Below are 25,365 nucleotides of genomic sequence, written 5' to 3'. Positions count from 1 at the left end.
CGCTGACTTTCCACGAAAGGCAAGACAGGCATCTTTTTTCAAGAGGCAGGTAGTCCGTGTTCAATTGCTAAGATACAAGCCATCTTAACTAGTCTAAAAATGCCAACTAAATCACTGGAATATAACCCAGAGCAATGCTTCCTGCTCCTAGGTGAGTTCCAATGACACTACCAAATGTAGCAAGTGAAACATCCGAACCCAAGCCAGAATCAAGCAAGTGTTGACGCAATTCCTCAGCCTTTTCAGGAGCATTCCCATGAATGACAATGACCCGATATTGGCCTGAAGCCGTTGTTTCCTTGATAATTTCAATTAAGCGTTTGGTTGCTTTCTTTTCAGTACGAACTTTTTCGTAAACTTCAATCACACCTTGGTCGTTGAAATAAAGGATTGGCTTAATGCTTAGCAGATTGCCCAAAATGGCAGCCCCATTTGAAAGGCGCCCACCTTTCACCAAATGATCTAAATCATCTACCATGATAAAAGCTGACGTACGACTGATTTGAATGGCTAGCTTATCCTGAATGCTGGCAAAATCATCGCCCTGGTCACGCCAATTAAAGACGCTTTCAACCATGATACCCAGAGGAGCACTTGTAATCAAAGTGTCTGGAAAAGCAATGGTTAAGCCCTCATATTCATCTATCATATACTGAATATTTTGGTAAAAACCTGAAATTCCAGAAGATAGGAAAAGCCCCAAGGCATGGGTATAACCTTGTTCTTTGAGCGAAGTTAGAATCTCATCTAACTTGGCAATACTTGGTTGACTGGTCTTAGGCAATTCAGAAGCCTGAGCCATTTTTTGGTAAAATTCCTCAGCAGTCAGATTGATACCTTCGACATACTCCTCACCATCAATATTGACAGGAATATCCAAGACAAATAAATCTTCTCTTTGCAAGGTCTCTGCACTGAGATAGGCAGAAGAATCTGTGATAACAGCTAGTTTCATATTAGAACTCCAAATTGATTCCTGGTAAGTCTAATGCAATTTCAGTTACTTCGTAAGTCAAACGGTTGAGCATGTTCAAACTTGGGCGAGCCAAAGTTTCCACTTCTTCTTGGCTCAATTCACTTGGTTCATTGACAATACGGCCATCGATATGATTTACCTGTGAAATGGTTCCACTGATGACAAACTTATCAAATACAATCATAAAGGTCAAGATGACAATCAAGGAAGTCACTTGATTTTCTTGGTCATGTTGGAGCAATTGGAAATTCACATCCACCTTGGTTTCAGGAGCTCCATTTTCATTTTCCCATTCAAAATTACGCGCATCAAAATGATACTGACTAACAAATTCTTGTTCACGTTTAAGATTCATGTCTTTCTCCCTTGGCTACAATATTATAAGCTATTGTACCATATTTTTTTATTTTCATCTAGTTTTCTAGGATTTAGTCAATCCCGATTTCAGCTCGAACTACATCTGCGATAGTATCAACATAGTAGTCCACTTCTTCTGTTGTAGGAGCTTCTGCCATAACACGCAAGAGGGGCTCTGTTCCACTTGGGCGTACTAGGATACGGCCATTCCCTGCCATTTCTTCTTCCATCTTCTCGATAATAGCCTTGATAGCTGGCACTTCCATAGCCTTTTCCTTCATGGCATTTTCCACTCGGATATTGACTAATTTTTGTGGATAAATGGTTACTTCTGCTGCCAACTCTGATAAGCTCTTACCCGTTTCCTTCATGATTTTAGTCAATTGAACAGCAGATAATTGACCATCACCTGTTGTATTGTAGTCCATCAAGATGACGTGACCAGACTGTTCACCACCAAGGTTGTAGCCTGATTTTCTCATTTCTTCAACAACGTAACGATCGCCAACTGCAGTGACTGACTTGTTAATGCCTTCACGGTCCAAGGCCTTGTGGAAACCAAGGTTAGACATAACAGTTGTCACAATTGTATTTTGAGCCAATTGCCCTTTTTCAGAAAGGTATTTTCCGATGATGTACATAATCTTGTCACCATCAACGATGTCACCATTCTCATCAACAGCAATCAAGCGGTCACTGTCTCCATCAAAGGCCAAACCAATCGCTGACCCGCTTTCTTTGACCACTTCTTGAAGGGCTTCTGGATGGGTTGAACCAACATTAAGGTTGATGTTAAGACCATCTGGTGTTTCTCCGATAACCGTCAACTGAGCACCAAGATCAGCAAAAATCTGACGGGCACTGGTAGAAGCTGCTCCATTAGCTGTATCCAAGGCAACCTTCATTCCATCAAGAGGAGTTCCAGTTGAAACAAGGTAGCCTTCATACTTACGCAAGCCTTCTGGGTAATCTACCAAGGTTCCCAAGCCTTCTGCACTTGGACGAGGAAGAGTGTCTTCCGCAGCATCTAGCAAGGCTTCAATTTCTGCTTCTTTTTCGTCATCTAGTTTGAAGCCATCACCACCAAAGAACTTGATTCCGTTATCAAGGGCTGGGTTGTGGCTGGCAGAAATCATGACACCGGCACTTGCTCCTTCAGTTTTAACCAAGTAAGCTACTGCTGGTGTTGCCAGAACGCCTAATTTGTATACGTGAATCCCTACAGAGAGGAGACCTGCCACCAAGGCAGATTCTAGCATTTCCCCGGAAATACGTGTGTCACGTCCCACAAAGACTTTTGGTGCTTCCGTTTCATGTTGACTCAGAACATAGCCTCCAAAACGTCCTAGTTTAAAGGCTAATTCCGGAGTAAGTTCTACATTAGCTTCTCCACGGACTCCATCAGTCCCAAAATATTTACCCATTTTTATAAAATCCTTTTTCTATTTTTAATTCGTTTTTGAACTAGTTGCTTTCGTTGACGAAGATGTCTCCGATGAACTGCTTGTGCTTGAATTTGATGTGCTTGAACTTGATGCTACTGGTTTTGTAGTCACCTTCATTATTGTATCAAACGGAGTGATAACTGCCGGTAAGACAACACCATTGCGGTCGATTGCCTGCAAAGGTACTGAACCACTGTAATTACCTGTTATGCGTTCGCTAGTTGGCAAGACAGCGATAATCTTATCAATTCTATCCAATGTCTCTTGGTCACTCGTAATCGACACTTCTTCATCTGACACCGTGACATTTTCAATCTGTACCCGACTATCAATTTGACTAGGGTCAATCTCTGGTACAACCTTCACCTTATCCTTCTGAGCCTTCTTACCAATCTTGACTGTAATTTTTTGCGGAGTCGCCACAGCGGTCAGCCCATTGGGTAAATCTTCAATGCTCAAAGGAACTTCAATCGTTCCAACACTGGCATCTGTTAGGTCAGCAGTAACCTTGAATTTACGTGTGCTTTCTTGCATTTCACTAGCTAGCGATAGGCGATTTGCACCAGTCAAGACCACTGATACTTCTGAAGCAAAACCGCTAATAAAATACTCATCACTATTATAGCGTATGTCAATAGGGACATTTGTTACTGTATTCGTATAGGTTTCCGTTTTTACCTGCCTAGCACTGGTACTGTTTTGAAAATTCGTCGCCGTAGCATAGACAAATAAGACACAAGCAAAAAAGAGTGAGGATATGATATATAAACTATTTTTTCTCATGTTTCCATCCTCCTAGCAATCGTTCTTTAAAACTAAGACCTGCTTCCTCTTTTGGAAGTAAGATTTCACGTAATTCTGTTTCAAATTCATCAAGTGTTAGGTTGTGCTTAAAGCTTCCATTATAGGTTACCGAAATTCCTCCCGTTTCCTCTGATACGACAAAAGTCAAGGCATCTGAGACTTCTGATAAACCGATAGCCGCCCGGTGTCTGGTCCCAAATTCCTTGGAAATTCCTGTACTTTCTGTCAAAGGCAGATAGGCAGACGTCACAGCGATACGTTCTTCTCTGATAATCACCGCACCATCATGTAGGGGAGTGTTGGGAATAAAAATGTTAATGAGAAGTTCTGCAGAAATCTTAGCATCTAAGGGAATTCCTGTCGAAATATACTCCTGCAAGGTACGTACACGCTGAATAGCAACCAAGGCCCCGATTTTACGAGGACTCATGTATTCAACAGACTTAACAAAGGCACGAATCATCTGTTCCTCAGCACTAATAGGGGCATTGGAAAAGAAATCTGTCGCTCTTCCCAAACGTTCCAAACCAGTCCGAATCTCTGGAGAGAAGATAACAACCGCCGCAATAACCCCATAAGTAATAATTTGATTGATTAACCAAGAAATCGTAGTCAAGCCAATCATATTTGCAAGGATTTGAGCTAAAATAAACACCAAAACTCCACGTACCAAAATCATAATCTTGGTTCCTGCAATAGCTTTTGTAAAATGGTATAAAATATAAGCAACAATCAAAATATCAATCAGATTGATAGCTATCGTCCATGGACTTGCAAACAAACTGGTCCAATATTGCAGATTGGATAATTGTTGAAAATTCATCCCTGATATCCTCCCTATCAAAACACTTTCGTCCTATTATACCATTTTCTGGCATTTTTTCCCTATCCTAGTTCATTTTACATTGAGCAAAAATATGATAAAATAAACTGACTAGAAAAAACAAAGGAGAAACTATGTCTCAACTCTATGATATTACCATTGTAGGTGGTGGTCCTGTCGGGCTTTTTGCATCCTTTTATGCCCATCTACGCCAAGCCAAGGTCCAAATCATCGACTCCCTTCCCCAACTAGGTGGACAACCTGCTATTCTCTATCCTGAAAAGGAAATCCTAGACGTCCCAGGCTTCCCAAACCTGACTGGAGAAGAATTGACCAACCGCTTGATTGAACAACTAAACAGCTTTGATACCCCTATCCATCTCAATGAAACAGTTCTTGAGATTGAAAAACAAGAAGAAGGCTTTATCATCACAACTTCTAAAGGAAGTCATCTATCAAAAACTGTTATCATCGCTATGGGGGGCGGTGCCTTCAAGCCACGTCCTTTGGAACTAGAAGGCGTTGAGGGCTATGAAAATATCCATTACCACGTTTCCAACATCCAGCAATACGCTGGTAAAAAAGTGACGATTCTTGGTGGGGGAGACTCAGCAGTGGATTGGGCTTTGGCTTTTGAAAAAATTGCACCAACCACCCTTGTTCACCGCAGAGATAATTTCCGTGCCTTGGAACACAGTGTTCAAGCCTTGCAAGAATCATCTGTATCCATCAAGACACCATTCGTTCCTAGCCAACTCCTTGGAGATGGAAAAATGCTTGACAAGTTGGAAATCACAAAAGTTAAATCTGATGAAACAGAAACGATTGACCTAGACCACCTCTTTGTCAACTATGGCTTCAAATCTTCTGTCGGTAACCTTAAAAACTGGGGTCTGGACCTCAATCGTCACAAGATTATTGTCAACAGCAAACAAGAATCTAGCCAAGCAGGTATCTATGCTATCGGTGACTGCTGCTACTATGACGGAAAAATTGACTTGATTGCGACAGGTCTCGGAGAAGCTCCAACTGCTGTCAATAATGCTATCAACTACATCGACCCAGAGCAAAAAGTACAACCAAAACACTCTACTAGTTTATAAAAAAGAACCACGAGTAACATAGGATTCGTGGTTTTATAGTTCATCGGCTATCTTGTTAGCTCATATTTCCCCCTTCTTTAACAAAAATAAAAATGCCTATCAAACTGATAAAACATGTGATATAATAGGGACGGCACTAACAATACGCCTTGGAAAAGGAGGTATTACAGATGCTAGAACTTCTCAGAATAGTACTTATCGCAGTCATCGAGAGTATCATCTCATGGCTGGTGACTCGTTGGTTAGACGATCACTTCGACAAGTAACCTTCATGGTTAGTGCTATCTAACCCAGAAAAAATCCCCTCGGTATTGCAGTACCGAGGGGATTTCTGTTAGCACTAAAATGCTAGAACTTCTCAATTCCCCTTTATTATCTCACATGCTCTATTCAATTGTCAAGAAACAGGTTAATATTTTGTAAACTAGCGACATCAGGCTGTTAGAAAAATGGAATCAACCAATCATACTGATAATTCAAGGGCTTGTTTTATATCTTTATAACTCATCAGCTAATTTGTTTATCTTTCTGAGTCTGTGATTGACACCACTTTTGGTCAGAGGGGTGCTGAGGCTATCTGCTAACTGCTGGATAGAGTAGTCTGGGTGCTGAATACGCAACTGCGCTACTTCCTGCAAATCCACTGGCAGATTTTCTAAGCCCATGATATCTTTGATTTTACTGATATTATTGATAGTCTTCATGCTGGCAGAAACTGTCCGAGCGATATTAGCTGTCTCGGCATTATTGGCCCGATTGAGGTCGTTACGGGTTTCTCGCAAAATCTTAACCCGCTCAAAATCATCACGCGCCTGCATGGCTCCGATGACTATCAAGAAGTCCATAATGTCTTCGGCACGCTGGAGATAGGTCACAGCTCCCTTCTTGCGCTCAAGCACCTTGGCATCCAGTAAAAATTGCTGGAGAAGTGAGGCAATCCCTTGCGCGTGGTCCAGATAAACAGAACTGATTTCCAACTGGTACTTACCTGATTCAGGGTCACGAATACTTCCATTTGCCAAGAAAGCACCACAAAGATAAGCACGACCTGCTTCCTCATCCGATAAAATCGCCTCATCAATACCTGTTTCCAGGTCAAAGAAAGAGTCTGCCAAGTGCAAATCACTTAACAAATCCTGCACCTTTTCATCTGTAAAAACGGTATAGACGCGATTCTTGCGAAGATTGCTCCTCTGGTGGTGACGAATTTCCGATTTGATTTCATAGAAATGGAGAAAGGACTCATAGAGGTGACGGGCCAGTTTGGCATTTTCTGTCACAACTGACAAAGTCAAGCCCGAAGTCGAGAGACCGATGCTACCAGACATTTTGATAATGGCAGATAATTCATACCGGCTCAGATGGTGTTGACCTAGGATTTCTTCTTTTACTGCTACTGTGAAACTCATTTTCTCACCTGTATAATCCGCATCAACTCATCCACAATCAAATCTCCATCGTGGAAGGCACCGCCATTTTCCAGACGAAGGAAGTTGGATGAAATCATGCGCGGAACTTGCTTACAAAGACCAGCAAAATCATGTTCCACCTGGACCAAGTATTCATCAAAGCGATTGGAATTCATGTATTCTTGAGGCACTTTTTCGATATTCACCAAGACCGTATCGATAAAAGGTCGGCTAAGGTGACGATGCAAGACTTCCACGTGATCACTATCTGTAAAGTGTTCTGTCTCCCCACGTTGGGTCATAATATTGCAGACATAGGCGATTTCTGCCTTGGTTTCCAAAAGCGCCTGCCCGATTTCCTTAATCACGATATTGGGCAAAATAGAGGTAAAGAGAGAACCAGGTCCGAGGACAATCATGTCACTTTCAAGAATGGTCTGGACTACTCGACGGCTGGCCAGAGGCGTATCATCGTTGAGGGTATTGGTCACATAGACATGGTCAATCATGCCTGGATGGTCTGCAATATGACTCTCTCCAGCCACTTCTGTCCCATCCTGAAAGACTGCATGCAAGGTCAAAGGATGGTCACTGGAAGGATAAATCTTCCCAGTTGTATGGAAAAATTTGCTCAATAACTGCATGGCATTATAGGTCGAACCCTGCATCTCTGACAGACCTGCAATAATGAGATTGCCCAATGGATGGCCAGCAAAGGCTCCGGCATCCTCGGAAAAGCGATACTGAAAGACTTTCTCATAAAACTTAGGCATATCCGACATGGCCACAAGGACATTACGAAGATCACCTGGCGGTGTCAATTGCTGCATATTTTTTCGGAGTTCACCTGATGAACCACCATCATCCGCCACCGTTACGATAGCAGCGATTTCCACATCTTTTTCACGCAGACTTTTAAGAATGACGGGGATCCCAGTACCTCCACCAATCACCGTTATCTTTGGTTTTCTCATGAACGGTTTACCGTTTCCTTTCTCCGGTCTTTGTCGCGATGCCCTTCATTAACAGGCCAATTCTTGGATAAGTCCTGCGCCAAGCGTTTAGCAAAGGCCACACTACGGTGTTGTCCACCTGTACAACCCATGGCAATGGTCAAAACAGACTTCCCTTCCTTTTGGTAACTTGGCAAAATCGGCTCAATCAAGGCCAATAAATGCTGATAAAAATCTTCTGACTCAGGATGATTCATGACATAGTCATAAACAGGTTCATCCACACCCGTTTGGTTTCTCAGCTCTGGAAGGTAATATGGATTTGGCAAAAAGCGCACATCAAAAACCAAGTCTGCATCAATTGGGATTCCATATTTAAAGCCGAAAGACATGACTTCGATACGGAAAGACTGGGCTTGTTCTTGATCTGAAAACTGCTCTGCAATGGTTTTACGTAGCTCACGAGGAGTGAGTTCAGTTGTATCCACCACATTTTGGCTCATATTTTTCAAAGGTGCCAAGAGTTCACGTTCCAGCTTGATTCCATCCAAAATCCGTCCATCTGCAGCTAATGGGTGACTCCTTCTGGTTTCCTTGTAACGGGCTACCAATTCCTTATCTGCTGCGTCCAAAAAGAGAATTTTAAAGTCCAGTTCTTCCTTGTTTTCCAACTCATCCAAAACAGTTTGAATCTCCGAGAAGAAAGAACGGCTACGCATATCCACTACCAAGGCCAACTTGGGATCGTCTTCCTTAGTTTCCACCAACTGCAAAAACTTAGGCAAGAGAGCTGGCGGCATATTATCAATAGTAAAATAACCCAAATCTTCGAAGGACTGAATGGCAACTGTTTTCCCTGCACCACTCATTCCTGTCACAATCACCAAGTGAAGTTGTTTCTTTGTCATCTTTTTCTCCTTATATCAAAAGAAGTTTGGCAACACCAAACTTCAACTAGCTTATCCAATCTCTGCGATGACTTCAATTTCGACTTTTACATCACGAGGAAGACGAGCTACCTCTACTGCTGAACGAGCTGGAAATTCCTCTGTAAAGGCCGTTTGGTAAACCTCGTTAAAAGGAACAAAATCGTTCATATCGCTCAAGAAGCAAGTTGTTTTGACAACATGGTCAAAGTCTGTTCCTGCCTCTGCCAAAATAGCACCGATGTTTTTCAAGACTTGTTCTGTCTGTTCTTGGATTGTTTCTCCAACGATTTCCCCAGTTTCAGGAGATAGGGGAACTTGACCGCTAGCAAACAAAAGGTTGCCAACGATTTTTCCTTGAACATATGGTCCGATAGCCTTTGGAGCTTTGTCTGTATGAATTGTTTTTGCCATTTTCTTTTCCTCACAATTTTTCTAAGATTGCATCCCAAGCCTCATCCATCCCTGCCTTGCTGACAGATGAAAAGAGGATGAAGTCGTCACTTGGGTCAAAGTTTAATTTCTTTTTGATTGCTGATTCGTGCTTGTTCCATTTACCACGTGGAATCTTGTCTGCCTTGGTCGCAACGATGATGACCGGAATCTCATAGTACTTGAGAAATTCGTACATCTGCACATCATCTGCTGACGGGTCATGACGAAGGTCAACTAAACTGACTACCGCACGGAGATTTTCTCGAGTTGTCAGATACTCCTCAATCATACGCCCCCACTTTTCACGTTCCTTTTTGGAAACGCGGGCATAACCATAACCAGGCACATCCACAAAGCGCATCTTGTCGTCAATGTTAAAGAAGTTAAGAAGCTGGGTTTTACCAGGTTTACCTGATGTTCGGGCTAGATTCTTACGATTCAACATAGTGTTGATAAAGCTAGACTTACCAACATTGGAACGCCCTGCTAGGGCAATCTCTGGCAGTTCATCCTGTGGGTAGTGGGATTTATTCGCCGCACTGAGCAAGATTTCAGCATTATGTGTATTCAGTTCCATAGTCACCTCTAGGCTGTTTCTAGGATTGGTTTATCCGTTCCATCGACAGCTTCTTTAGTGATGCGGACCAATTTCACATTTTCCTGACTCGGTACTTCAAACATAACGTCCAGCATGGTTTCCTCGATGATGGAGCGAAGACCACGCGCCCCTGTCTTCCGTTCGATGGCCTTATTGGCAATTTCTTGAAGGGCTTCGTCGTCAAATTCCAACTCAACGTCGTCATAAGATAACAAGGTTTGGTATTGTTTGACCAAGGCATTTCTTGGCTCTTTCAAGATACGAACCAAGTCATCGACCGTCAATTGCTCAAGAGCAGCAAAGACAGGCAAGCGTCCAATCAATTCTGGAATAATCCCGAATTTTTGAATATCTTCTGCGATGATTTCTTGCATGTAAGAGCTATTTTCATCAATCGCTTTATTATTTTGACCAAATCCGATGACTTTTTCTCCCAGACGTTGTTTGACAATTTCTTCAATGCCATCAAAGGCACCACCCACGATGAAGAGGATATTTTTAGTATCCACTTGAATCATCTCTTGTTGCGGATGTTTGCGTCCACCTTGAGGCGGCACGCTTGCAATTGTTCCCTCTATAATCTTGAGAAGAGCTTGTTGCACCCCTTCACCAGAAACATCACGTGTGATAGACACGTTTTCGCTCTTCTTGGCAATCTTGTCAATTTCATCCACGTAGATAATGCCACGCTCTGCACGTTCAATGTTAAAGTCAGCAGCCTGCAAGAGTTTAAGGAGGATATTTTCCACGTCCTCACCCACATAACCAGCCTCCGTCAGAGCTGTCGCATCCGCAATAGCAAAAGGCACATTCAAGCTCTTAGCCAAGGTCTGGGCAAGGAAAGTTTTCCCTGAACCAGTTGGACCAATCATCAAGATGTTTGATTTCTGCAAATCTACGTCTTCTGACTCTTCTCGCGTATCGTGGAAATTGATGCGTTTGTAGTGGTTGTAAACTGCCACTGCCAAGGCACGCTTGGCACGATCTTGACCAATTACATAGTGGTTCAAGATATGGAGGAGTTCAATTGGTTTTGGCACCTCAGACAAGTCTGCCAAGACTTCCTCAACCAATTCTTCTCGAATGATTTCCTGGGCCAACTCCACACATTCATTACAGATAAAGGCGTTGTTGCCTGCGATTATTTTTTGTACTTCTTCTTGGCTTTTGCCACAAAATGAGCAATAAACCATCATATCATTATTCCTAGTTGTAGGCATGATTTCCTTCCGTTCTATTCTATACTATCATTCTATCTAAAATAAGGTCATGTAAAAGGCATGAACACTATTGACCAAATTGGTAAAGGCATTTAACCAGAGGAGGATAGAAAGTCCATAACGCTTTTTACGAAAAGCCTGTGCGCCAGCAAGCAAGCAGACCAAACACAGCATGGCTGTGAAAAAACCAAATATACTACGTTCCATTAGACTTCCTTTCTCTTGCGGTATTGGATGGTAAAATCATAAGGATTTTTCTCATCTTTGCTATAGAATTTGCTTGAAACTGTCTCAAAAAGAGACAAGTCAAATTCTTCAGGGAAATAGGTATCTCCTTCCACCCGAGCATGAATGTGAGTCACAATCACTTCGTCAAGGTAGGGTTCAAAAGCTTGAAAAATTTGCTTTCCACCTAGAATATAAAGATTCTTATCTTGAGCCTGATACCAGTCCAAGACAGACTGAACATCATAAAAAGTAGCAACCCCGTCTATCTTTTCTTCTGGGTTACGAGTCAAAATCAAGGTCTCCCGTTTGGGAAGCAAGCGACGCCCTATTCCATCAAAGGTCACACGCCCCATCAAGATAGCATGATTCAGAGTTGTTTCTTTAAAGTGTTGCAATTCTGCTGGCAAATGCCAAGGCAGACGATTGTCCTTACCAATCACACCCTCTTCATCCTGGGCCCAAATAGCTACGATTTTCTTAGTCATGCTTCCATCCTTTTCACTGATAGTACTATTTTATCAAAAAACTCGAAAAAAGACTGGTTTGGAATAGCTTATAAGATAGAAAAAATCTGTAAGAAATTTCCTACAGATTTATATATATTACTATTATTTCTTACAAACCAGGTGCTTGTCCAAGTTCTGCTGCAAGCATCCAGACTGTTTTTTCAAGGTCAGCCTTAGCTCCAACAAAGATATCATTGGTTACATCATCGCCTTCTTTATCTGTCACATCCAAAGCTTCTTGGAAAAGCGTGATGAGGTAACGATAAATTTCAAGGACACGTTCCAAGCTTTCTTCAACGTTACGGAATTCTCCTTCTTCTTCTTCGATTTCACTGTGTTGAAGGAATTCTGTCAAAGTTGAGTAAGGTTTGCCACCAAGGGTAATTAAACGTTCGCTGATTTCATCCAAGTGACCATCAAGAGCATCCATGTACTCATCCATTTTTGGATGCCATACAAGGAAACCACGACCACGCATGTACCAGTGTACTTGATGCAAAGCCACATGAGCTACATACAAATCAGCAACTGCTTGGTTCAAGACTTCCTTTGTTTTTGCCAATGCTACTGGCTCTGCTTTTGTCAATGATGTTACATCTTTTACTGCTTCTTTTTTCAATTCTACCATTTTATTTTACCTCGTTCATTATTTTTTGTAACCACTTCTTAATGATTACTACCTTAGTATACTACTAAGGAAAGACAATAGCAAGCCAAATGACCCACATGAGAAAAGTTGCAATAGACTGATAATTTAAGAATTCTTTAGAATAAAACACAGTCCCCTTACACATCTCTTAACTGCGACAAAATAAAGAAAAAGAGGATGCAATTTTCTTGCACACTCCTTTTTCAAACTTATATCTTAATACCAAACGCTGACGTCAACACGACCACGAATTCCTTTCATGTATTCAGAAGAGGTATACTGCCAACCTTTTTCTCCTGAATAATGAGGATTTTCCCATTCTAAAGCATTGGTATAGGCCGCTACCCAGTTTACATGTTTTAAAATATCTGGGTGTTTTAAACGCGTCTGTAATAAACTACGATAGCTATAGACATACACATTTTGATAGCCCGCCTGCTTCATCGTCTCCATGTACTTGTTGATAATCTTAACCCAAGTACCTGTATCACTCGGAGCACGCTTACTTTTATTCACATACTCCCAGTTCTCAACATCATAGTAGATAGGGTAAGACAAGTTCATATTGTATTTCTTCAGAAGTTCAATGGTCTGTTCAGCGTCATTCTCAGCATCGGTCTCATTTTCAGCATAGGTATAGAGATAGACACCATAAGGAATTCCCAGACGGTTTAACTCCTTAATGTTATGCGCCAATTCCTTGTCTTCTTTACCGCTATAACCTAGACGAACAATGACACCATCCACCTCGTTCTCATCAATAACCTTTTTCCAATCATTGATACGACCATTGTGCTCACTAATATCAATAACTTTCTTAGCATGTTCGGTTCCCACTTGCTCTTCTCTATTATTAAAGAAATAGCGTTTACCATCTCTGTGAACCCAGCCGACATTCAAATCTTTCTTTTCTTTGAGCTCACCAGAAGCCGCAAAGATATAGCGAGCACCATCCATAATCACTTCATCAGTCGCCATGGCACCACTTCCAGTCAAATAGTAGTTGCCTTGCCACTCATTCCGCGCCATATAGCCCCACTTCTTGAAATAGTACCATTTGCCGCCCACTTTTTGCCACTCTTGGTTGGCATAAGTTCCATCGGATTTTAGATAAAAATAAGCAGAATAAGCCGGATCATAAAGCCATTCATTTTGCATCATGGCACCTTGACCATTCAAGAAATAACTTCCTTGCCATTGGCTTTTAGCCATGTAACCCCACTTCTTGAAGTAATACCACTTATTTCCAATCAATTGCCATTCTTGATGAGCATAAGCCCCATCTGACTTAAGATAAAACCAACTCTTGTAATTACTGTCATAGATCCACTCGTTTTGGGCCATATAGCCACCTGATTTCAGGTAGTAATTTCCATGCCATTCATTCTGCGTGTAACGACCATCTGAATTAATATAAAACCAAGCCTTGTAGTAGTTGTCAAAAATCCATTCACTTTGAGCTTTAGAACCATCAGCCTTTACATAATAATCCCCATCCCAGTGGGCAGAGACACTGTTTCTCTGTTCATTGCTACTAGTTGATGAAGTCCCTGTTGATAGACTAGATTTTTCTGAAACTGTGCTTCCACTTGTTTCATCTGCCGCAATTCCTGAAACTCTTGCGCCAAGTAAGCAGAGACTTGCTAGCCCTATACATACAATTTTTGTTTTCAATCTTTCCTCTCCTATAAAAAATGGAACAGGCACCTGAATGCTGTTCCACCTAGCTTTTGCTACTGATTATTTTACAAAGTCAAGCAAAGCCAAGAAGCTTTCAGCTTCAAGTGACGCACCACCTACAAGGGCACCGTCAACGTCTGGACAAGCCATGTATGAAGTAACGTTCTCAGGTTTAACAGAACCACCGTATTGAACACGAACTTTGTCCGCAACTTCTTGACCGAAGTCAGCAGCTACAACGTCACGAACAACTTTACACATTTTTTGTGCATCGTCTTGTGAAGCTGATTTACCAGTACCGATAGCCCAGATTGGCTCATAAGCGATAACTGATGCAGCAACTTGTTCAGCAGTCAATCCAGCCAATGCAGCAGATACTTGAGCACCTACAAATTCAGCAGCTTTACCAGCTTCGTAAGTTTCAAGTGACTCACCACAACAGATGATTGGAAGCATACCGTTTGCAAAGATTGCTTTTGCTTTTTTGTTGATATCTTCGTCAGTTTCATGGAAGTAGTCACGGCGTTCTGAGTGACCGATAACAACGTAGTCAGTACCGATTTCTTTCAAAACTTGTGGGCTAGTTTCACCAGTGAAAGCACCTGCATTTTCAAAGTAGCAGTTTTGAGCAGCAACTTTAAGGTTTGAACCTTTAGCAGCAGCAAGAACAGTTGTCAAATCAAGAGCTGGAGCTGCGATACCTGCTTCAACAAGGTCTGATGAAGGAAGTTTTGACGCAACTGCTTCAACGAATGCTTTAGCTTCTTCTGGATTTTTGTTCATTTTCCAGTTACCAGCGATAAATGGTTTACGTGACATTTCACATACCTCTTTTTTCAATTTATTTTCTATTTATTTTATCACAATTAGACACAGCTTGCAAATCTTACTCGGATTTCAAGTCTGCTTACATGGATTAATCCTTCCAGAGATCCATAGCAGTTCTAAAATCTGCGGATACCTGTGTCAACTGAGGATTGCTTGCTTCTCTCTCTGCCCGCTTAGCCTCGATTTGAGCCACACTCTTGATACCTTCATGGCGCCAGTTTCTCAAAATCGCCTGAATGTACTTCCAGTTTGCTTTTCCATTCAAAACAGCTTCACGAAGAGCTTCCTTAATCAAGTCAGCACTGGTTCCATCTTCTTTTAGGGTCTTAGTCAAATCTTCAATTTCAAAAGGTGTCAACAAGCGTCCTAATTCCTGCTGGAAGGTTTCTACCAAATCCTTGAGCTGATTTTGAGGTGTCAACTGGTCTGAACTTGAATGAGCGACTCCAAGCAAGTCATCCAGACGTTCCAAAGCCAAACTAGCATCAAAAAGCAATTCAATTTCACCATTCAATTCAATCGTTCGATACTGGAGAAGTCCCCTCTCCGTCAGATTAGAAATGGACTGGTTGACATCCGAAATTTCCTTGCCAATCCTGTCAGCAATCTGGCTTGGCGACATTTCTTCCAAGCCTGTCGTATTTTGCAAATAGAAAAATTGCCAGACCAGAAAATCATCGCTGGAAGGAAAGAGTTCCTTAAAATGCAAGAGCAGGGTACTCGGTAAAACCAAGTTCCCTGATTTAAAAGCGTCTAAATATGTCATAATTCCTCTTATAAATATCCAAATGCGGATGCATCATCTTCTATTTTTCTCCAGTCAAAAGGAGTTTCCTGATAGACCGCATAGTTCACCCAGTTACTGAAAAAGAGGGCTGCCGATGAAGACCAACAAAGACAAGGCGTCTGATTAACATCATCATCCTTAAAATAATTTTCTGGAATATGAGGATCTAAACCTGCATCACGATCCCTAAAATACTCTTTTGCCAAGGTATCACGGTCATATTCCAAATGCCCAAAACTATAAATTTCTCGTAAATCACGACTGGCCAAAATCGAAACCCCAACCTGTGGCCCTTCTGATAAAATCTCGAGATTGGTTTTGTTTAAGACTTCTTCCTTAGAAATCTCCGTGTGCCGTGAATGAGGGGATACATAGCTATCGTCAAAGCCTCTAAAAAGAAGGTGCCCTTCTTTTAAAGCATCCTGAGGATAAATACCTGATAACTTACTGTCCATCTGGTATTTTTCTACCCCATAGCGTAGGTAGAGCCCAGCCTGAGCCCCCCAACAGATATGAAGCGTCGAATAGACATGAGTCTTGGACCACTCAAGCACCTGGCTAAATTCCTCCCAATAGTCCACTTCCTCAAATGGTAAATGTTCAACTGGAGCACCCGTGATAATCATCCCATCAAAATACTCATCCTTGACTTCAGGAAAAGTTTTATAAAAGGTCTCCATGTGCTCTGAACGAGTTGTCTTAGAACGGTGGCTCTCCATATAGAGAAAATCAATATCCAGTTGTAGGGGGGTATTAGCCAAGTGGCGTAACAACTGGGTTTCTGTGACCATTTTCTGTGGCATGAGATTTAAAATTAAAATCTTCAAAGGACGAATATCTTGGTGAGCAGCACGTTGATCATCCATGACAAAGATGTTCTCTGTCCGTAAAATCTCAACAGCTGGCAATTTTTTATCAATTCGAATCGGCATAACCCTCTCCTAACTGTATTCTTTCAGGAATCATTGCATATGTTTGAAGCCAAATCTCAAACACTTAGTCCTTTTATTATACTGCAAGAAGATATAGTTTTCAATTATAGTTTTTCTCTAACTAGCTATAGTCTATTTTTATATCCTAATGTAGAGAAAACAGCCCTAGGGACTGTTTTTCATTAATAATGCATCAAAACTTTGTAATCGTAGTCACCGATTTTTTCACGGCCGTTCAATTCATCCAATTCAACAAGGAAGGCACAACCTGCTACAACACCACCAAGTTTTTCAATCATCTCGATGGTTGCCTTAACAGTTCCACCTGTTGCCAAGAGGTCATCTACAATAAGAACACGTTGACCTGGCTTGATGGCATCCGCATGCATAGTCAAGGTATCAACACCGTACTCTTTTTCATAGTCAGCAGAAATGACTTCACGTGGTAATTTACCTGGCTTACGAACAGGGGCAAAACCAATTCCCAACTCAAAGGCAACTGGACAGCCCACGATAAATCCACGAGCCTCAGGCCCTACAATCATGTCTATTTTCTTGTCAGTAGCATACTGAACAATTTCACGAACAGCGTAGCTATATGCATTTCCATCAGCCATCAAAGGACTGATATCACGGAAGGTAATCCCTTCCTTTGGATAATTTTCAATTGTTGCAATGTAATCTTTTAAATTCATCTTTTTCTTTCTTTCAAAGTTTTTTACTCTCTATTATACCATACTTTCTAGTAAAGAAGAAAGAGAAAACAATATTTCATCTGCTAGTCACCCTATAAGGCAAATAAGATGACCATTTTTATTCAAAGGGTATCACAAGATAGATGCATAATATGACTTCCCTAGCAAAAAGGAGAGAAGCATTTTGTTTCTCTCCTTAGATTAACTGATATCTCTCCACTACAATTGATAAAGAGATATCTTTTCTTGTAGTGCTTTGAATTTTATTTATTTTAGTAGACTGTTTTTTCAGTTTCTACATCAAAGAAGTGTGCTTTGTTCAAGTCAAATCCAAGTTCAACTGTTGCACCTGTTTGCAAGTAGTCACGAGCATCAACTTTTGCAACAAATTCATCTTTACCAACTTGGCAGTAAAGGTGAGATTCTGAACCAAGCAGTTCTGATACAGAGATAGTCGCTTTTACAACACAGTCTGGGAATGTTTCAAGGAAAGCAGGTTCTGCATTCACGTCTTCTGGACGAATACCGAAGATCAATTCTTTACCTTCGTAGCCTTTTTCACGAAGAACTTTCAAAGCACCTTCTGGAACTTTCAAACGGAAACCATCAGAAATAATTTCACTTCCAACCAATTTCACATTGATGAAGTTCATAGCTGGGCTTCCGATGAATCCTGCTACGAATTTATTAACTGGGTTTTTGTAAACTTCTTGAGGAGTACCGATTTGTTCAACACGTCCGATAGTACCTGTACCAGCAGGGTTCTTAGTTGCTGACATGATAACGATACGGTCTGCAAGTGTCATCGCTTCTGTTTGGTCGTGAGTTACGTAGATAGTAGTAGCTCCGATACGACGGTGGATTTTCGCAATCTCAGCACGCATTGATACACGAAGTTTAGCATCCAAGTTTGACAAAGGTTCGTCCATCAAGAATACTTTTGCATCACGGACGATGGCACGACCCATGGCAACACGTTGACGTTGACCACCTGAAAGGTCAGCTGGTTTACGTTCCAAAAATTCTTTCAATCCAAGAATTTCAGCTGCTTCTTGCACACGTTTGTCGATGTCTTCTTTGCTGTATTTACGCAATTTCAAACCGAAAGCCATGTTGTCATAAACAGTCATGTGTGGGTAAAGAGCGTAGTTTTGGAATACCATGGCGATGTCACGGTCTTTTGGAGCTACGTCGTTGACAACCACGCCATCGATAGATGCAGTACCTTCTGTGATGTCTTCAAGACCAGCAATCATACGGAGTGTAGTTGATTTACCACATCCTGAAGGACCTACGAAAACGATAAATTCTTTATCTTTGATGTTCAAGTTGAAATCTTCAACTGAATAGTGTTCGCTGTTTGGATATTTTTTGTAAATATTTTTAAGATTTAATTCTACCATGAGGTGAACTCCTTTTGTCTTTTGATAATTATATTATAGATGAAAACGCTTTACATTTCTATGGCAAGGTGACCAAAAAAACAAAAAAGTTCTGTGCAACTTGCACAAAACTTTAGAGAATATCGGAGAATTTGAAGAAGATAATCTTTATTATTCTTCTATACAAAAGCAGAAACAAGAATCAGCTTTCCCATATTTTCGCTGATTCTCCACTACATTTGACTGGATTCTAATTTTTTAGAGAAATACAAAAGAGCTAGCCTAAGCTAACTCTTATCCTATGCGGAGAGAGGGACTTGAACCCTCACGACCTAAAGCGGTCACAGGATCCTTAGTCCTGCGCGTCTGCCAATTCCGCCATCCCCGCGTCGATTACTTTACTAGTATATCAACTTTTGGGATACTTGTCAACACTTTTTTTCAAAATTTTTCATTTCATCAACCAAATTACTCAGAAAGTTCATTTAGATTTTCATCTACCAACTTAGCTCCAAGTGTATTTTTGAAATGACCTAGGGCAAATTGATGATTTTCAGGCCAGATAGAAGCAACAGCTGGTTTAACAATCTCGATGTCATATCCTAGATTATAGGCATCTATAGCTGTATGCAGGACACAAATATCCGTCAAGACTCCTGTTAAAATAACTGTAGACACTCTACGCTCTCTCAAACGAATATCTAGGTCAGTCCCTGAAAAAGCTGAGTAATGGCGTTTATCCATCCAAAAGACACGACTGTCTGAACCATGCTCTTGATAAAAGATCCCCAAATCTCCATATAAATTCCGTCCACTAGTCCCAATCAGATTATGAGGCGGGAATAGTTTACTTTCTGGATGGAAACAATCGTTTTCTTCATGAGCATCGATAGTAAAGAAGATGTAGTCTCCACGTTCAAAAGCTAATCGAGTCACCTTGCTAATGGCTTCCGAAATAGCTTGAGCTGGAGCGCCTGCTGTCAATTTACCACTATCAGCAACAAAATCTTCTGTATAATCAATCGAAATTAAAGCCTTAGTCATTAGTAATCTCTTTTCTTCACTTCTTCAAAAATATCTGAAATCAAGACCTTAAGATAGGTTCCCTTCATTCCAAGTGAGCGACTTTCAATAATCCCCGCAGACTCAAGTTTACGAAGGGCATTGACAATCACAGAACGGGTAATTCCGATACGGTCTGCAATTACAGACGCAGTTAACTGCCCTTCATTTCCGTTTAATTCTCCTAAAATGGCTGAAACAGCACGGAGTTCGGAGTAAGAAAGGGTATTAACCGCCATGGTAACAGCAGTACGGCGACGGATATTTTTCTCATCTTCTTCACGTTGGAAATTAAGGAGTTGAATTCCAACAACGGTACTGGCAATCTCAACAAGAATCAAGTCCTCGTCATCAAATTCTTTGTCATTACGCCAAATAATCAAAGAACCAAGGCGAATCCCCGATACATGAATCGGTGCAATAGTCGTCAAACCATCTGGAAAGTCCGAACGACTTTCCACAGGAAAAATACTTAAATCATGATCAACTGTCAGATTGGCTTCTGTATCGTAAATCATATTCGCACCTTGAATGTAGTCATCCGGGAAAATCTTAGTTTGGAAGAACTGCTCTACGCGATCTGTATTTGTTTTATAACGCATAAAATAGCCAAGGAGACGCCCCTTGCTGTTAACAATACAAGCATTACAATCAATAATGTCTGCCAATTGACGGGTAATCGCATTGTAGGGAAGTTCTTCCTGCAACTGCTCCTCTGAGCGCTTCAGGATAGAAGTAATTTTTCTTGTTTTTTCTAATAAATGTGCCATTTTTCACCTCGAATTTAATCGCTATCATTATAACATAAACAGATTGAATTTTCAATTATTATCTGAAAATTGCTTATTTAATTGCAATTTAGACTAGCTGAAATATTTTAGAAAATTATGTTTTCTTATTGACAACCTAATTTATATTTGATATTATATCATCACAAGAAGGTGGATTGATAATACCTTTCCATTTCACCTATCCTTTGCTATCACCATCTTTTTCCATTCGGTCTCCTTATATAAAAAAGCGATTCATTTTGAACCGCTTTTTCTTATTTATCGCCCTTGTTACGAATCACAAAGCCTGTTTTCTTTTCGCTTGAAGTATTGCGTGGTTTTTTATTATCCTTACGGTAACGTTTTTCCTTATCAAAACGATCATTGCCACGACTTCCTTTTTTGAAATCATCACGGCGACCACCACGACGATTGTCTACACGGCGATTATCACGACGGTCATCTCCACGACGACCTCCCTTAGCTTTACCACCAAAGCCATTACCTGATGGTTTAAATGGCAGTGGTTTTTCACGCGCAATCTCCACTTCAGGAAGGCTATCTGGATCTTGAACAGTCAGACTCAAAATATACATTGCCAATTCTTCTGGAGTAAATTCGGCAGCTAGCTTACGAGCATCCTTGCCAAATTTCTCAAAGTTGGCACGAATAGTTTCATCTGCAAAATCACGTTCGATTTTCTTGAGAGCTACGTGTTTTTTAGCTTGGAAGGCTTCTTCTGCACTTGCAGGTTTAAGACCTTTCATGCGTTTCTTGGTCAAGTTTTCAATGATTTGAAGGTAGCCCATTTCGTTTGGAGCAACAAAAGTAATCGACTGGCCTGACTTACCAGCACGACCTGTACGACCGATACGGTGAACATAACTTTCAGGATCTTGTGGAATATCGTAGTTATAGACATGGGTCACACCTGAAATATCCAAACCACGCGCTGCCACGTCTGTCGCAACCAAAACATCAAGATTGCCATTTTTAAAGTCACGAAGGACACGAAGACGTTTGTTTTGGTCCAAATCACCATGAATTCCTTCTGCACGGAAGCCACGGATTTTCAGACCACGAGTCAATTCATCTACACGGCGCTTGGTACGACCAAATACGATAGCAAGCTCAGGTTGCTCCACATCCATGAGACGAGTCATGGTGTCAAATTTTTCTTGTTCTTTAACTCGGATATAGTACTGGTCAACCAATTCTGTTGTCAATTCCTTAGCAGCAATCTTCACATGCTCAGGTTCTTTCATAAACTGAACACCGATACGTTTGATGGCATCTGGCATAGTTGCTGAGAAGAGTAGAGTTTGACGGTTTTCAGGGACACGCGAGATGATGGCTTCAATATCTTCAAGGAAGCCCATGTTGAGCATTTCATCCGCTTCATCAAGGATGAGCGTTTCAATATCTTGTAATTTCAAGGCCTTGCGTTTAATCAAGTCCAAGAGGCGACCAGGAGTTCCCACCACGATATGGGCACCAGATTTAAGAGCCTTAATTTGTTTTTCAATGCTCGATCCGCCATATACTGAGCGGACTTTGACTCCCTTGCTACGACCAAAACGGAACAATTCCTCTTGACTTTGGACAGCTAGTTCACGTGTTGGAGCGATAACCAAGGCTTGGATAGTCGCTTCTTCTGTACGGATTTTTTCAAGGGTAGGCAAGCCAAAAGCTGCGGTTTTCCCTGTACCAGTCTGAGCTTGACCGATAACGTCCTTGCCTTCAAGGGCCAAGGGAATAGTTTGTTCTTGGATCGGACTGGCTTCTACAAAACCAGCTTTTTCAATCTCTGCTAACAAATCAGCAGACAAGTTTAATTCATTAAATTTCACGTTATTCTTCTTTCTAAAGGTGGTGCGAAGCCACCCTATAGGGCTTAGTGTATACTTTTCTTTTTATGACGTATTTTCATATACTGGATATAAAATCGTGTTGCTTCTTTTCCACAAAAGAAAAGTACTGTTTTCTTTGCAACCTATCTAGTATAACACAAGACTAGAGCAAAAGATAGCCCAATTTCTCTAGAAAATCATGTAAGCGGTTTTTGGCTTTCCTTTTTGATTGAACGACCTAAATAATAAGACAAAGCCAAGGCGATACTATATAAAATGATAAAAACGAACAAGGTTTGTGTGTAAGAATGAGCCATTTTATAAGTCTCTGCTAATAAAATAGGTCCTGCTAAACCAGCCATTGCCCAAGCTGTTAAAATATAACCATGCAGAGCGGCCAATTCCTTGGTTCCAAAAATATCACTGAGATAAGCTGGAATCAATGAAAAACCAGCTCCATAGCAAGTCATCAAAATAGACATAGCGACTACAAATAAAACGGAATCTGTAAAGAGCCAAAGTGAGAGAGAAAAGAAAAGATTGACAAGCAGTAATATACTAAAGGTTAGAGGGCGACCGATATAGTCAGACAAACTCGCCCAGAGCAAACGACCAAACCCATTGAAAATCCCTAAAACGCCCACCATTACTGCTGCATGACTTGTAGACAAGCCAGCCATCTCCTGTGCCATTGGCGATGCCGCTGAAATTAAGCCTAAACCACAAGCTATGTTGATAAAGAAAATAATCCAAAGTATATAAAACCGATTGCTTTTCAGAGCCTGATTTGCAGCCATTCCTTGCGTCAAAGAGGCTATTTTTTCTTTCCCTGAAACAGATAAAATTGCAAGCTCTTGCTCATTTGGACGCTTAATGAATTGTGAAGCTAGGAGCATGATAATAAAGTAACTTGCACCTAAAATATAAAAAGTTTCTACAAGCCCTACCCCTGCGATGAGATGTTGCGCTATGGGACTAGTCAATAAAGAAGCAAAACCAAACCCCATAATCGCTAAACCTGTTGCGAGACCACGTTTATCAGGAAACCATTTTATAATCGTTGACACAGGAGTAATATAGCCGGCTCCCAAACCAAGCCCACCTAAAATACCATAAGCGAGATACAACAACCACAGTTCCTGACGGTCTATTGCAAATCCTGTTAAGATATTTCCACCTGCGTATAGAAAGGCAGATAGACTCCCCATGACTCTCGGACCAAATTTTTCTACCAAACGCCCCATAAATGCAGCCGATAAGCCCAAACAAAAGATTGCTAGACTAAAGGCAAAGGCAACAGAAGCCTGATCCCATCCCGTTTTTTCAATAATAGGGTTGCGATAAACACTCCAAGCATAAGTCGAACCCAGCATTAAGTGTAAAATGACCCCAGCAAAGGCAATAATATAACGATTCGATTTCATAAAACCTCCTATTTTCGAACATTTATTCTATCTTATATAAAAATAGATAGGATTTTAGTTTATCAAGCTTGTCAAAAAATTACTAGTTTTTTGTCTGGAAAGCGTTTTTATCTTTTTCTGTCTTTTTCGTAGCAGAATTGTGCAAAAGTTTTTTTCTTGTGCTAGAATGAAATGCGAATAGGAGGAACTCTAAATGTTAACTTATGATTTAATCGTTATCGGATTTGGTAAAGCTGGTAAAACACTAGCAGGTAAATTGGCTTCAGCTGGTAAAAAAGTTGCCCTCATTGAACGTAGCAAAGCTATGTACGGTGGAACTTGTATCAATATTGGTTGTATCCCAACTAAAACTTTGCTAGTTGCTGCTGAGAAGGGCTTGTCTTTTGAAGAAGTCATTGCTACCAAAAATACTATCACTGGTCGCCTCAACGGTAAAAACTATGCGACTGTTGCTGGTACAGGCGTAGATATCTTTGATGCGGAAGCTCACTTCCTTTCAAATAAAGTCATCGAAATCCAAGCTGGTGATGAAAAGAAAGAACTGACTGCTGAAACTATCGTCATCAACACTGGTGCTGTTTCAAACGTCTTGCCAATCCCTGGACTTGCTACAAGCAAAAACGTCTTTGACTCAACAGGTATCCAAAACTTGGACAAATTGCCTGAAAAACTTGGAGTCCTTGGTGGCGGAAATATCGGTCTTGAATTTGCTGGCCTTTACAATAAACTAGGAAGCAAGGTTACAGTCCTAGATGCCTTGGATACTTTCCTACCTCGTGCAGAACCTTCCATCGCAGCTCTTGCTAAACAATACATGGAAGAAGATGGCATTGAATTGCTTCAAAATATCCATACTACTGAAATTAAAAATGACGGTGAGCAAGTGCTTGTCGTAACTGAAAATGAAACTTACCGTTTCGACGCCCTTCTTTACGCAACTGGACGCAAACCAAACGTAGAACCACTTCAACTTGAAAATACAGATATTGAACTAACTGAACGTGGTGCTATTAAAGTAGACAAACATTGTCAAACAAACGTTCCTGGTGTCTTTGCAGTTGGAGATGTCAACGGTGGCCTTCAATTTACTTACATTTCACTTGATGACTTCCGTGTTGTTTACAGCTACCTTGCTGGAGATGGCAGCTACACACTTGAAGACCGTCTCAATGTACCAAACACCATGTTTATCACACCTGCACTTTCACAAGTAGGTTTGACTGAAAGCCAAGCAGCTGATTTGAAACTTCCATACGCCGTTAAGGAAATTCCTGTTGCAGCCATGCCTCGTGGTCACGTAAACGGAGACCTTCGCGGAGCCTTCAAAGCTGTGGTTAATACTGAAACAAAAGAAATTCTTGGAGCAAGCATCTTCTCAGAAGGATCTCAAGAAATCATCAACATCATCACTGTTGCTATGGACAACAAGATTCCTTACACTTACTTCACAAAACAAATCTTCACTCACCCAACCTTGGCTGAGAACTTGAATGACTTGTTTGCGATTTAAGTTGAGATTTAAT

The 25,365-nt window shown here is 41.1% G+C and carries 26 protein-coding genes and 1 tRNA gene; 2 read left to right on the top strand and 25 right to left on the bottom strand.

The genetic code is table 11. The features are described from left to right. Positions 1–106: 106 nt before the first annotated feature. From SP4011_RS03725 to cdaA, 5 genes are all read right to left on the bottom strand, one after another. Positions 107–955, bottom strand: a complete 849-nt coding sequence (locus SP4011_RS03725; protein WP_050083864.1) for a DegV family protein — start codon at positions 953–955, stop codon at positions 107–109. A 1-nt stretch (position 956) separates the two neighbouring features. Beyond that, on the bottom strand, positions 957–1,331 hold the full coding sequence (locus tag SP4011_RS03720) for a DUF1149 family protein (protein WP_001050088.1): 375 nt from the start codon (positions 1,329–1,331) through the stop codon (positions 957–959). Between the two features lie 73 nt (positions 1,332–1,404). Beyond that, complete coding sequence (gene glmM / locus SP4011_RS03715) at positions 1,405–2,757, bottom strand: phosphoglucosamine mutase (RefSeq protein ID WP_050083863.1); 1,353 nt, start codon at positions 2,755–2,757, stop codon at positions 1,405–1,407. Between the two features lie 24 nt (positions 2,758–2,781). Next, positions 2,782–3,561: a YbbR-like domain-containing protein gene (locus SP4011_RS03710; RefSeq protein WP_050083862.1), complete on the bottom strand. Its 780-nt coding sequence runs from the start codon at positions 3,559–3,561 to the stop codon at positions 2,782–2,784. Further along, positions 3,548–4,405 carry a diadenylate cyclase CdaA gene (gene cdaA / locus SP4011_RS03705; RefSeq protein WP_050083861.1) on the bottom strand — a complete coding sequence of 286 codons (858 nt, stop codon included), beginning with the start codon at positions 4,403–4,405 and terminating at the stop codon, positions 3,548–3,550. Before cdaA ends, SP4011_RS03710 begins: the two co-directional genes overlap by 14 nt. Before the next feature lie 134 nt (positions 4,406–4,539). On the opposite strand from cdaA, the gene SP4011_RS03700 reads away from it, so the two are divergent. Continuing rightward, the gene (locus SP4011_RS03700; protein ID WP_338619922.1) at positions 4,540–5,508 is read left to right on the top strand and encodes an NAD(P)/FAD-dependent oxidoreductase; all 969 of its coding nucleotides are present in this window, start codon (positions 4,540–4,542) and stop codon (positions 5,506–5,508) included. A gap of 497 nt (positions 5,509–6,005) precedes the next feature. Here SP4011_RS03700 and whiA read toward each other — a convergent pair whose 3' ends face one another. From whiA to SP4011_RS03600, 20 genes are all read right to left on the bottom strand, one after another. Beyond that, positions 6,006–6,917 carry a DNA-binding protein WhiA gene (whiA, locus tag SP4011_RS03695; protein WP_338619920.1) on the bottom strand — a complete coding sequence of 304 codons (912 nt, stop codon included), beginning with the start codon at positions 6,915–6,917 and terminating at the stop codon, positions 6,006–6,008. Then, positions 6,914–7,891, bottom strand: a complete 978-nt coding sequence (locus SP4011_RS03690) for a YvcK family protein (RefSeq protein ID WP_338619918.1) — start codon at positions 7,889–7,891, stop codon at positions 6,914–6,916. The genes whiA and SP4011_RS03690 overlap by 4 nt, the downstream gene beginning before the upstream one ends. Then, entirely contained in the window at positions 7,888–8,778 is an 891-nt protein-coding gene (rapZ, locus tag SP4011_RS03685; protein WP_023937468.1) for an RNase adapter RapZ, read from the bottom strand. The genes SP4011_RS03690 and rapZ overlap by 4 nt, the downstream gene beginning before the upstream one ends. A 51-nt stretch (positions 8,779–8,829) precedes the next feature. After that, the gene (locus SP4011_RS03680) at positions 8,830–9,210 is read right to left on the bottom strand and encodes a RidA family protein (RefSeq protein WP_061457585.1); all 381 of its coding nucleotides are present in this window, start codon (positions 9,208–9,210) and stop codon (positions 8,830–8,832) included. Between the two features lie 10 nt (positions 9,211–9,220). Continuing rightward, positions 9,221–9,808, bottom strand: a complete 588-nt coding sequence (yihA, locus tag SP4011_RS03675; protein WP_000422605.1) for a ribosome biogenesis GTP-binding protein YihA/YsxC — start codon at positions 9,806–9,808, stop codon at positions 9,221–9,223. A gap of 8 nt (positions 9,809–9,816) precedes the next feature. Beyond that, the gene (gene clpX, locus SP4011_RS03670; protein WP_338619915.1) at positions 9,817–11,049 is read right to left on the bottom strand and encodes an ATP-dependent Clp protease ATP-binding subunit ClpX; all 1,233 of its coding nucleotides are present in this window, start codon (positions 11,047–11,049) and stop codon (positions 9,817–9,819) included. Positions 11,050–11,085: 36 nt separating this feature from the next. Beyond that, positions 11,086–11,256 carry a hypothetical protein gene (locus SP4011_RS03665; protein ID WP_000442258.1) on the bottom strand — a complete coding sequence of 57 codons (171 nt, stop codon included), beginning with the start codon at positions 11,254–11,256 and terminating at the stop codon, positions 11,086–11,088. Then, positions 11,256–11,762, bottom strand: a complete 507-nt coding sequence (locus tag SP4011_RS03660) for a dihydrofolate reductase (protein WP_224218417.1) — start codon at positions 11,760–11,762, stop codon at positions 11,256–11,258. The genes SP4011_RS03665 and SP4011_RS03660 overlap by 1 nt, the downstream gene beginning before the upstream one ends. Positions 11,763–11,892: 130 nt before the next feature. Then, on the bottom strand, positions 11,893–12,411 hold the full coding sequence (locus SP4011_RS03655) for a Dps family protein (protein WP_338619913.1): 519 nt from the start codon (positions 12,409–12,411) through the stop codon (positions 11,893–11,895). 237 nt (positions 12,412–12,648) lie between these two features. Continuing rightward, positions 12,649–14,139 carry a choline binding-anchored murein hydrolase LytC gene (gene lytC / locus SP4011_RS03650; RefSeq protein WP_138702053.1) on the bottom strand — a complete coding sequence of 497 codons (1,491 nt, stop codon included), beginning with the start codon at positions 14,137–14,139 and terminating at the stop codon, positions 12,649–12,651. Between the two features lie 33 nt (positions 14,140–14,172). Continuing rightward, positions 14,173–14,931: a triose-phosphate isomerase gene (gene tpiA, locus SP4011_RS03645; protein ID WP_112445489.1), complete on the bottom strand. Its 759-nt coding sequence runs from the start codon at positions 14,929–14,931 to the stop codon at positions 14,173–14,175. Between the two features lie 97 nt (positions 14,932–15,028). Continuing rightward, positions 15,029–15,706, bottom strand: coding sequence for a DnaD domain-containing protein (locus tag SP4011_RS03640; RefSeq protein WP_338619911.1), 678 nt, complete (start codon positions 15,704–15,706; stop codon positions 15,029–15,031). Between the two features lie 8 nt (positions 15,707–15,714). Next, on the bottom strand, positions 15,715–16,659 hold the full coding sequence (gene metA / locus SP4011_RS03635; protein WP_112445487.1) for a homoserine O-acetyltransferase MetA: 945 nt from the start codon (positions 16,657–16,659) through the stop codon (positions 15,715–15,717). Positions 16,660–16,841: 182 nt separating this feature from the next. Then, a complete protein-coding gene (locus SP4011_RS03630; RefSeq protein WP_001049318.1) occupies positions 16,842–17,354 on the bottom strand; it encodes an adenine phosphoribosyltransferase in 513 nt (170 codons plus the stop codon). Between the two features lie 272 nt (positions 17,355–17,626). Beyond that, positions 17,627–18,757 (bottom strand): ABC transporter ATP-binding protein, encoded by a 1,131-nt coding sequence (locus SP4011_RS03625; protein ID WP_000229957.1) that lies wholly within the window; start codon positions 18,755–18,757, stop codon positions 17,627–17,629. A gap of 281 nt (positions 18,758–19,038) precedes the next feature. Further along, positions 19,039–19,124, bottom strand: a tRNA-Leu gene (locus SP4011_RS03620). Between the two features lie 80 nt (positions 19,125–19,204). Then, positions 19,205–19,780: a cysteine hydrolase family protein gene (locus SP4011_RS03615; protein WP_000158736.1), complete on the bottom strand. Its 576-nt coding sequence runs from the start codon at positions 19,778–19,780 to the stop codon at positions 19,205–19,207. After that, on the bottom strand, positions 19,780–20,568 hold the full coding sequence (codY, locus tag SP4011_RS03610) for a GTP-sensing pleiotropic transcriptional regulator CodY (RefSeq protein ID WP_173227244.1): 789 nt from the start codon (positions 20,566–20,568) through the stop codon (positions 19,780–19,782). Before codY ends, SP4011_RS03615 begins: the two co-directional genes overlap by 1 nt. Before the next feature lie 275 nt (positions 20,569–20,843). Continuing rightward, positions 20,844–22,418 (bottom strand): DEAD/DEAH box helicase, encoded by a 1,575-nt coding sequence (locus tag SP4011_RS03605; RefSeq protein WP_338619906.1) that lies wholly within the window; start codon positions 22,416–22,418, stop codon positions 20,844–20,846. Positions 22,419–22,615: 197 nt separating this feature from the next. Continuing rightward, positions 22,616–23,842 carry an OFA family MFS transporter gene (locus tag SP4011_RS03600; RefSeq protein ID WP_101514714.1) on the bottom strand — a complete coding sequence of 409 codons (1,227 nt, stop codon included), beginning with the start codon at positions 23,840–23,842 and terminating at the stop codon, positions 22,616–22,618. Positions 23,843–24,035: 193 nt separating this feature from the next. Here SP4011_RS03600 and SP4011_RS03595 point away from each other — a divergent pair, with 193 nt between their 5' ends. Next, positions 24,036–25,352, top strand: a complete 1,317-nt coding sequence (locus SP4011_RS03595; RefSeq protein WP_338619904.1) for an FAD-containing oxidoreductase — start codon at positions 24,036–24,038, stop codon at positions 25,350–25,352. Positions 25,353–25,365 lie beyond the last annotated feature (13 nt).

It is taken from the genome of Streptococcus parapneumoniae, from assembly GCF_037076355.1.
Taxonomy (GTDB): domain Bacteria; phylum Bacillota; class Bacilli; order Lactobacillales; family Streptococcaceae; genus Streptococcus; species Streptococcus parapneumoniae.
This window is presented reverse-complemented; position numbering and strand designations above follow the sequence as displayed.

Excerpts from the sequence above, each read along its gene's own strand:
- metA (WP_112445487.1), bottom strand. The coding sequence starts at position 16,659 with ATGCCGATTCGAATTGATAAAAAATTGCCAGCTGTTGAGATTTTACGG.
- rapZ (WP_023937468.1), bottom strand. The coding sequence starts at position 8,778 with ATGACAAAGAAACAACTTCACTTGGTGATTGTGACAGGAATGAGTGGT.
- SP4011_RS03640 (WP_338619911.1), bottom strand. The coding sequence starts at position 15,706 with ATGACATATTTAGACGCTTTTAAATCAGGGAACTTGGTTTTACCGAGT.
- cdaA (WP_050083861.1), bottom strand. The coding sequence starts at position 4,405 with ATGAATTTTCAACAATTATCCAATCTGCAATATTGGACCAGTTTGTTT.
- SP4011_RS03630 (WP_001049318.1), bottom strand. The coding sequence starts at position 17,354 with ATGAATTTAAAAGATTACATTGCAACAATTGAAAATTATCCAAAGGAA.
- yihA (WP_000422605.1), bottom strand. The coding sequence starts at position 9,808 with ATGGAACTGAATACACATAATGCTGAAATCTTGCTCAGTGCGGCGAAT.
- glmM (WP_050083863.1), bottom strand. The coding sequence starts at position 2,757 with ATGGGTAAATATTTTGGGACTGATGGAGTCCGTGGAGAAGCTAATGTA.
- SP4011_RS03700 (WP_338619922.1), top strand. The coding sequence starts at position 4,540 with ATGTCTCAACTCTATGATATTACCATTGTAGGTGGTGGTCCTGTCGGG.
- SP4011_RS03625 (WP_000229957.1), bottom strand. The coding sequence starts at position 18,757 with ATGGTAGAATTAAATCTTAAAAATATTTACAAAAAATATCCAAACAGC.
- tpiA (WP_112445489.1), bottom strand. The coding sequence starts at position 14,931 with ATGTCACGTAAACCATTTATCGCTGGTAACTGGAAAATGAACAAAAAT.
- SP4011_RS03600 (WP_101514714.1), bottom strand. The coding sequence starts at position 23,842 with ATGAAATCGAATCGTTATATTATTGCCTTTGCTGGGGTCATTTTACAC.
- SP4011_RS03660 (WP_224218417.1), bottom strand. The coding sequence starts at position 11,762 with ATGACTAAGAAAATCGTAGCTATTTGGGCCCAGGATGAAGAGGGTGTG.
- clpX (WP_338619915.1), bottom strand. The coding sequence starts at position 11,049 with ATGCCTACAACTAGGAATAATGATATGATGGTTTATTGCTCATTTTGT.
- SP4011_RS03665 (WP_000442258.1), bottom strand. The coding sequence starts at position 11,256 with ATGGAACGTAGTATATTTGGTTTTTTCACAGCCATGCTGTGTTTGGTC.
- codY (WP_173227244.1), bottom strand. The coding sequence starts at position 20,568 with ATGGCACATTTATTAGAAAAAACAAGAAAAATTACTTCTATCCTGAAG.
- SP4011_RS03595 (WP_338619904.1), top strand. The coding sequence starts at position 24,036 with ATGTTAACTTATGATTTAATCGTTATCGGATTTGGTAAAGCTGGTAAA.
- SP4011_RS03655 (WP_338619913.1), bottom strand. The coding sequence starts at position 12,411 with ATGGTAGAATTGAAAAAAGAAGCAGTAAAAGATGTAACATCATTGACA.
- SP4011_RS03710 (WP_050083862.1), bottom strand. The coding sequence starts at position 3,561 with ATGAGAAAAAATAGTTTATATATCATATCCTCACTCTTTTTTGCTTGT.
- SP4011_RS03720 (WP_001050088.1), bottom strand. The coding sequence starts at position 1,331 with ATGAATCTTAAACGTGAACAAGAATTTGTTAGTCAGTATCATTTTGAT.
- SP4011_RS03680 (WP_061457585.1), bottom strand. The coding sequence starts at position 9,210 with ATGGCAAAAACAATTCATACAGACAAAGCTCCAAAGGCTATCGGACCA.
- SP4011_RS03690 (WP_338619918.1), bottom strand. The coding sequence starts at position 7,891 with ATGAGAAAACCAAAGATAACGGTGATTGGTGGAGGTACTGGGATCCCC.
- whiA (WP_338619920.1), bottom strand. The coding sequence starts at position 6,917 with ATGAGTTTCACAGTAGCAGTAAAAGAAGAAATCCTAGGTCAACACCAT.
- SP4011_RS03615 (WP_000158736.1), bottom strand. The coding sequence starts at position 19,780 with ATGACTAAGGCTTTAATTTCGATTGATTATACAGAAGATTTTGTTGCT.
- SP4011_RS03725 (WP_050083864.1), bottom strand. The coding sequence starts at position 955 with ATGAAACTAGCTGTTATCACAGATTCTTCTGCCTATCTCAGTGCAGAG.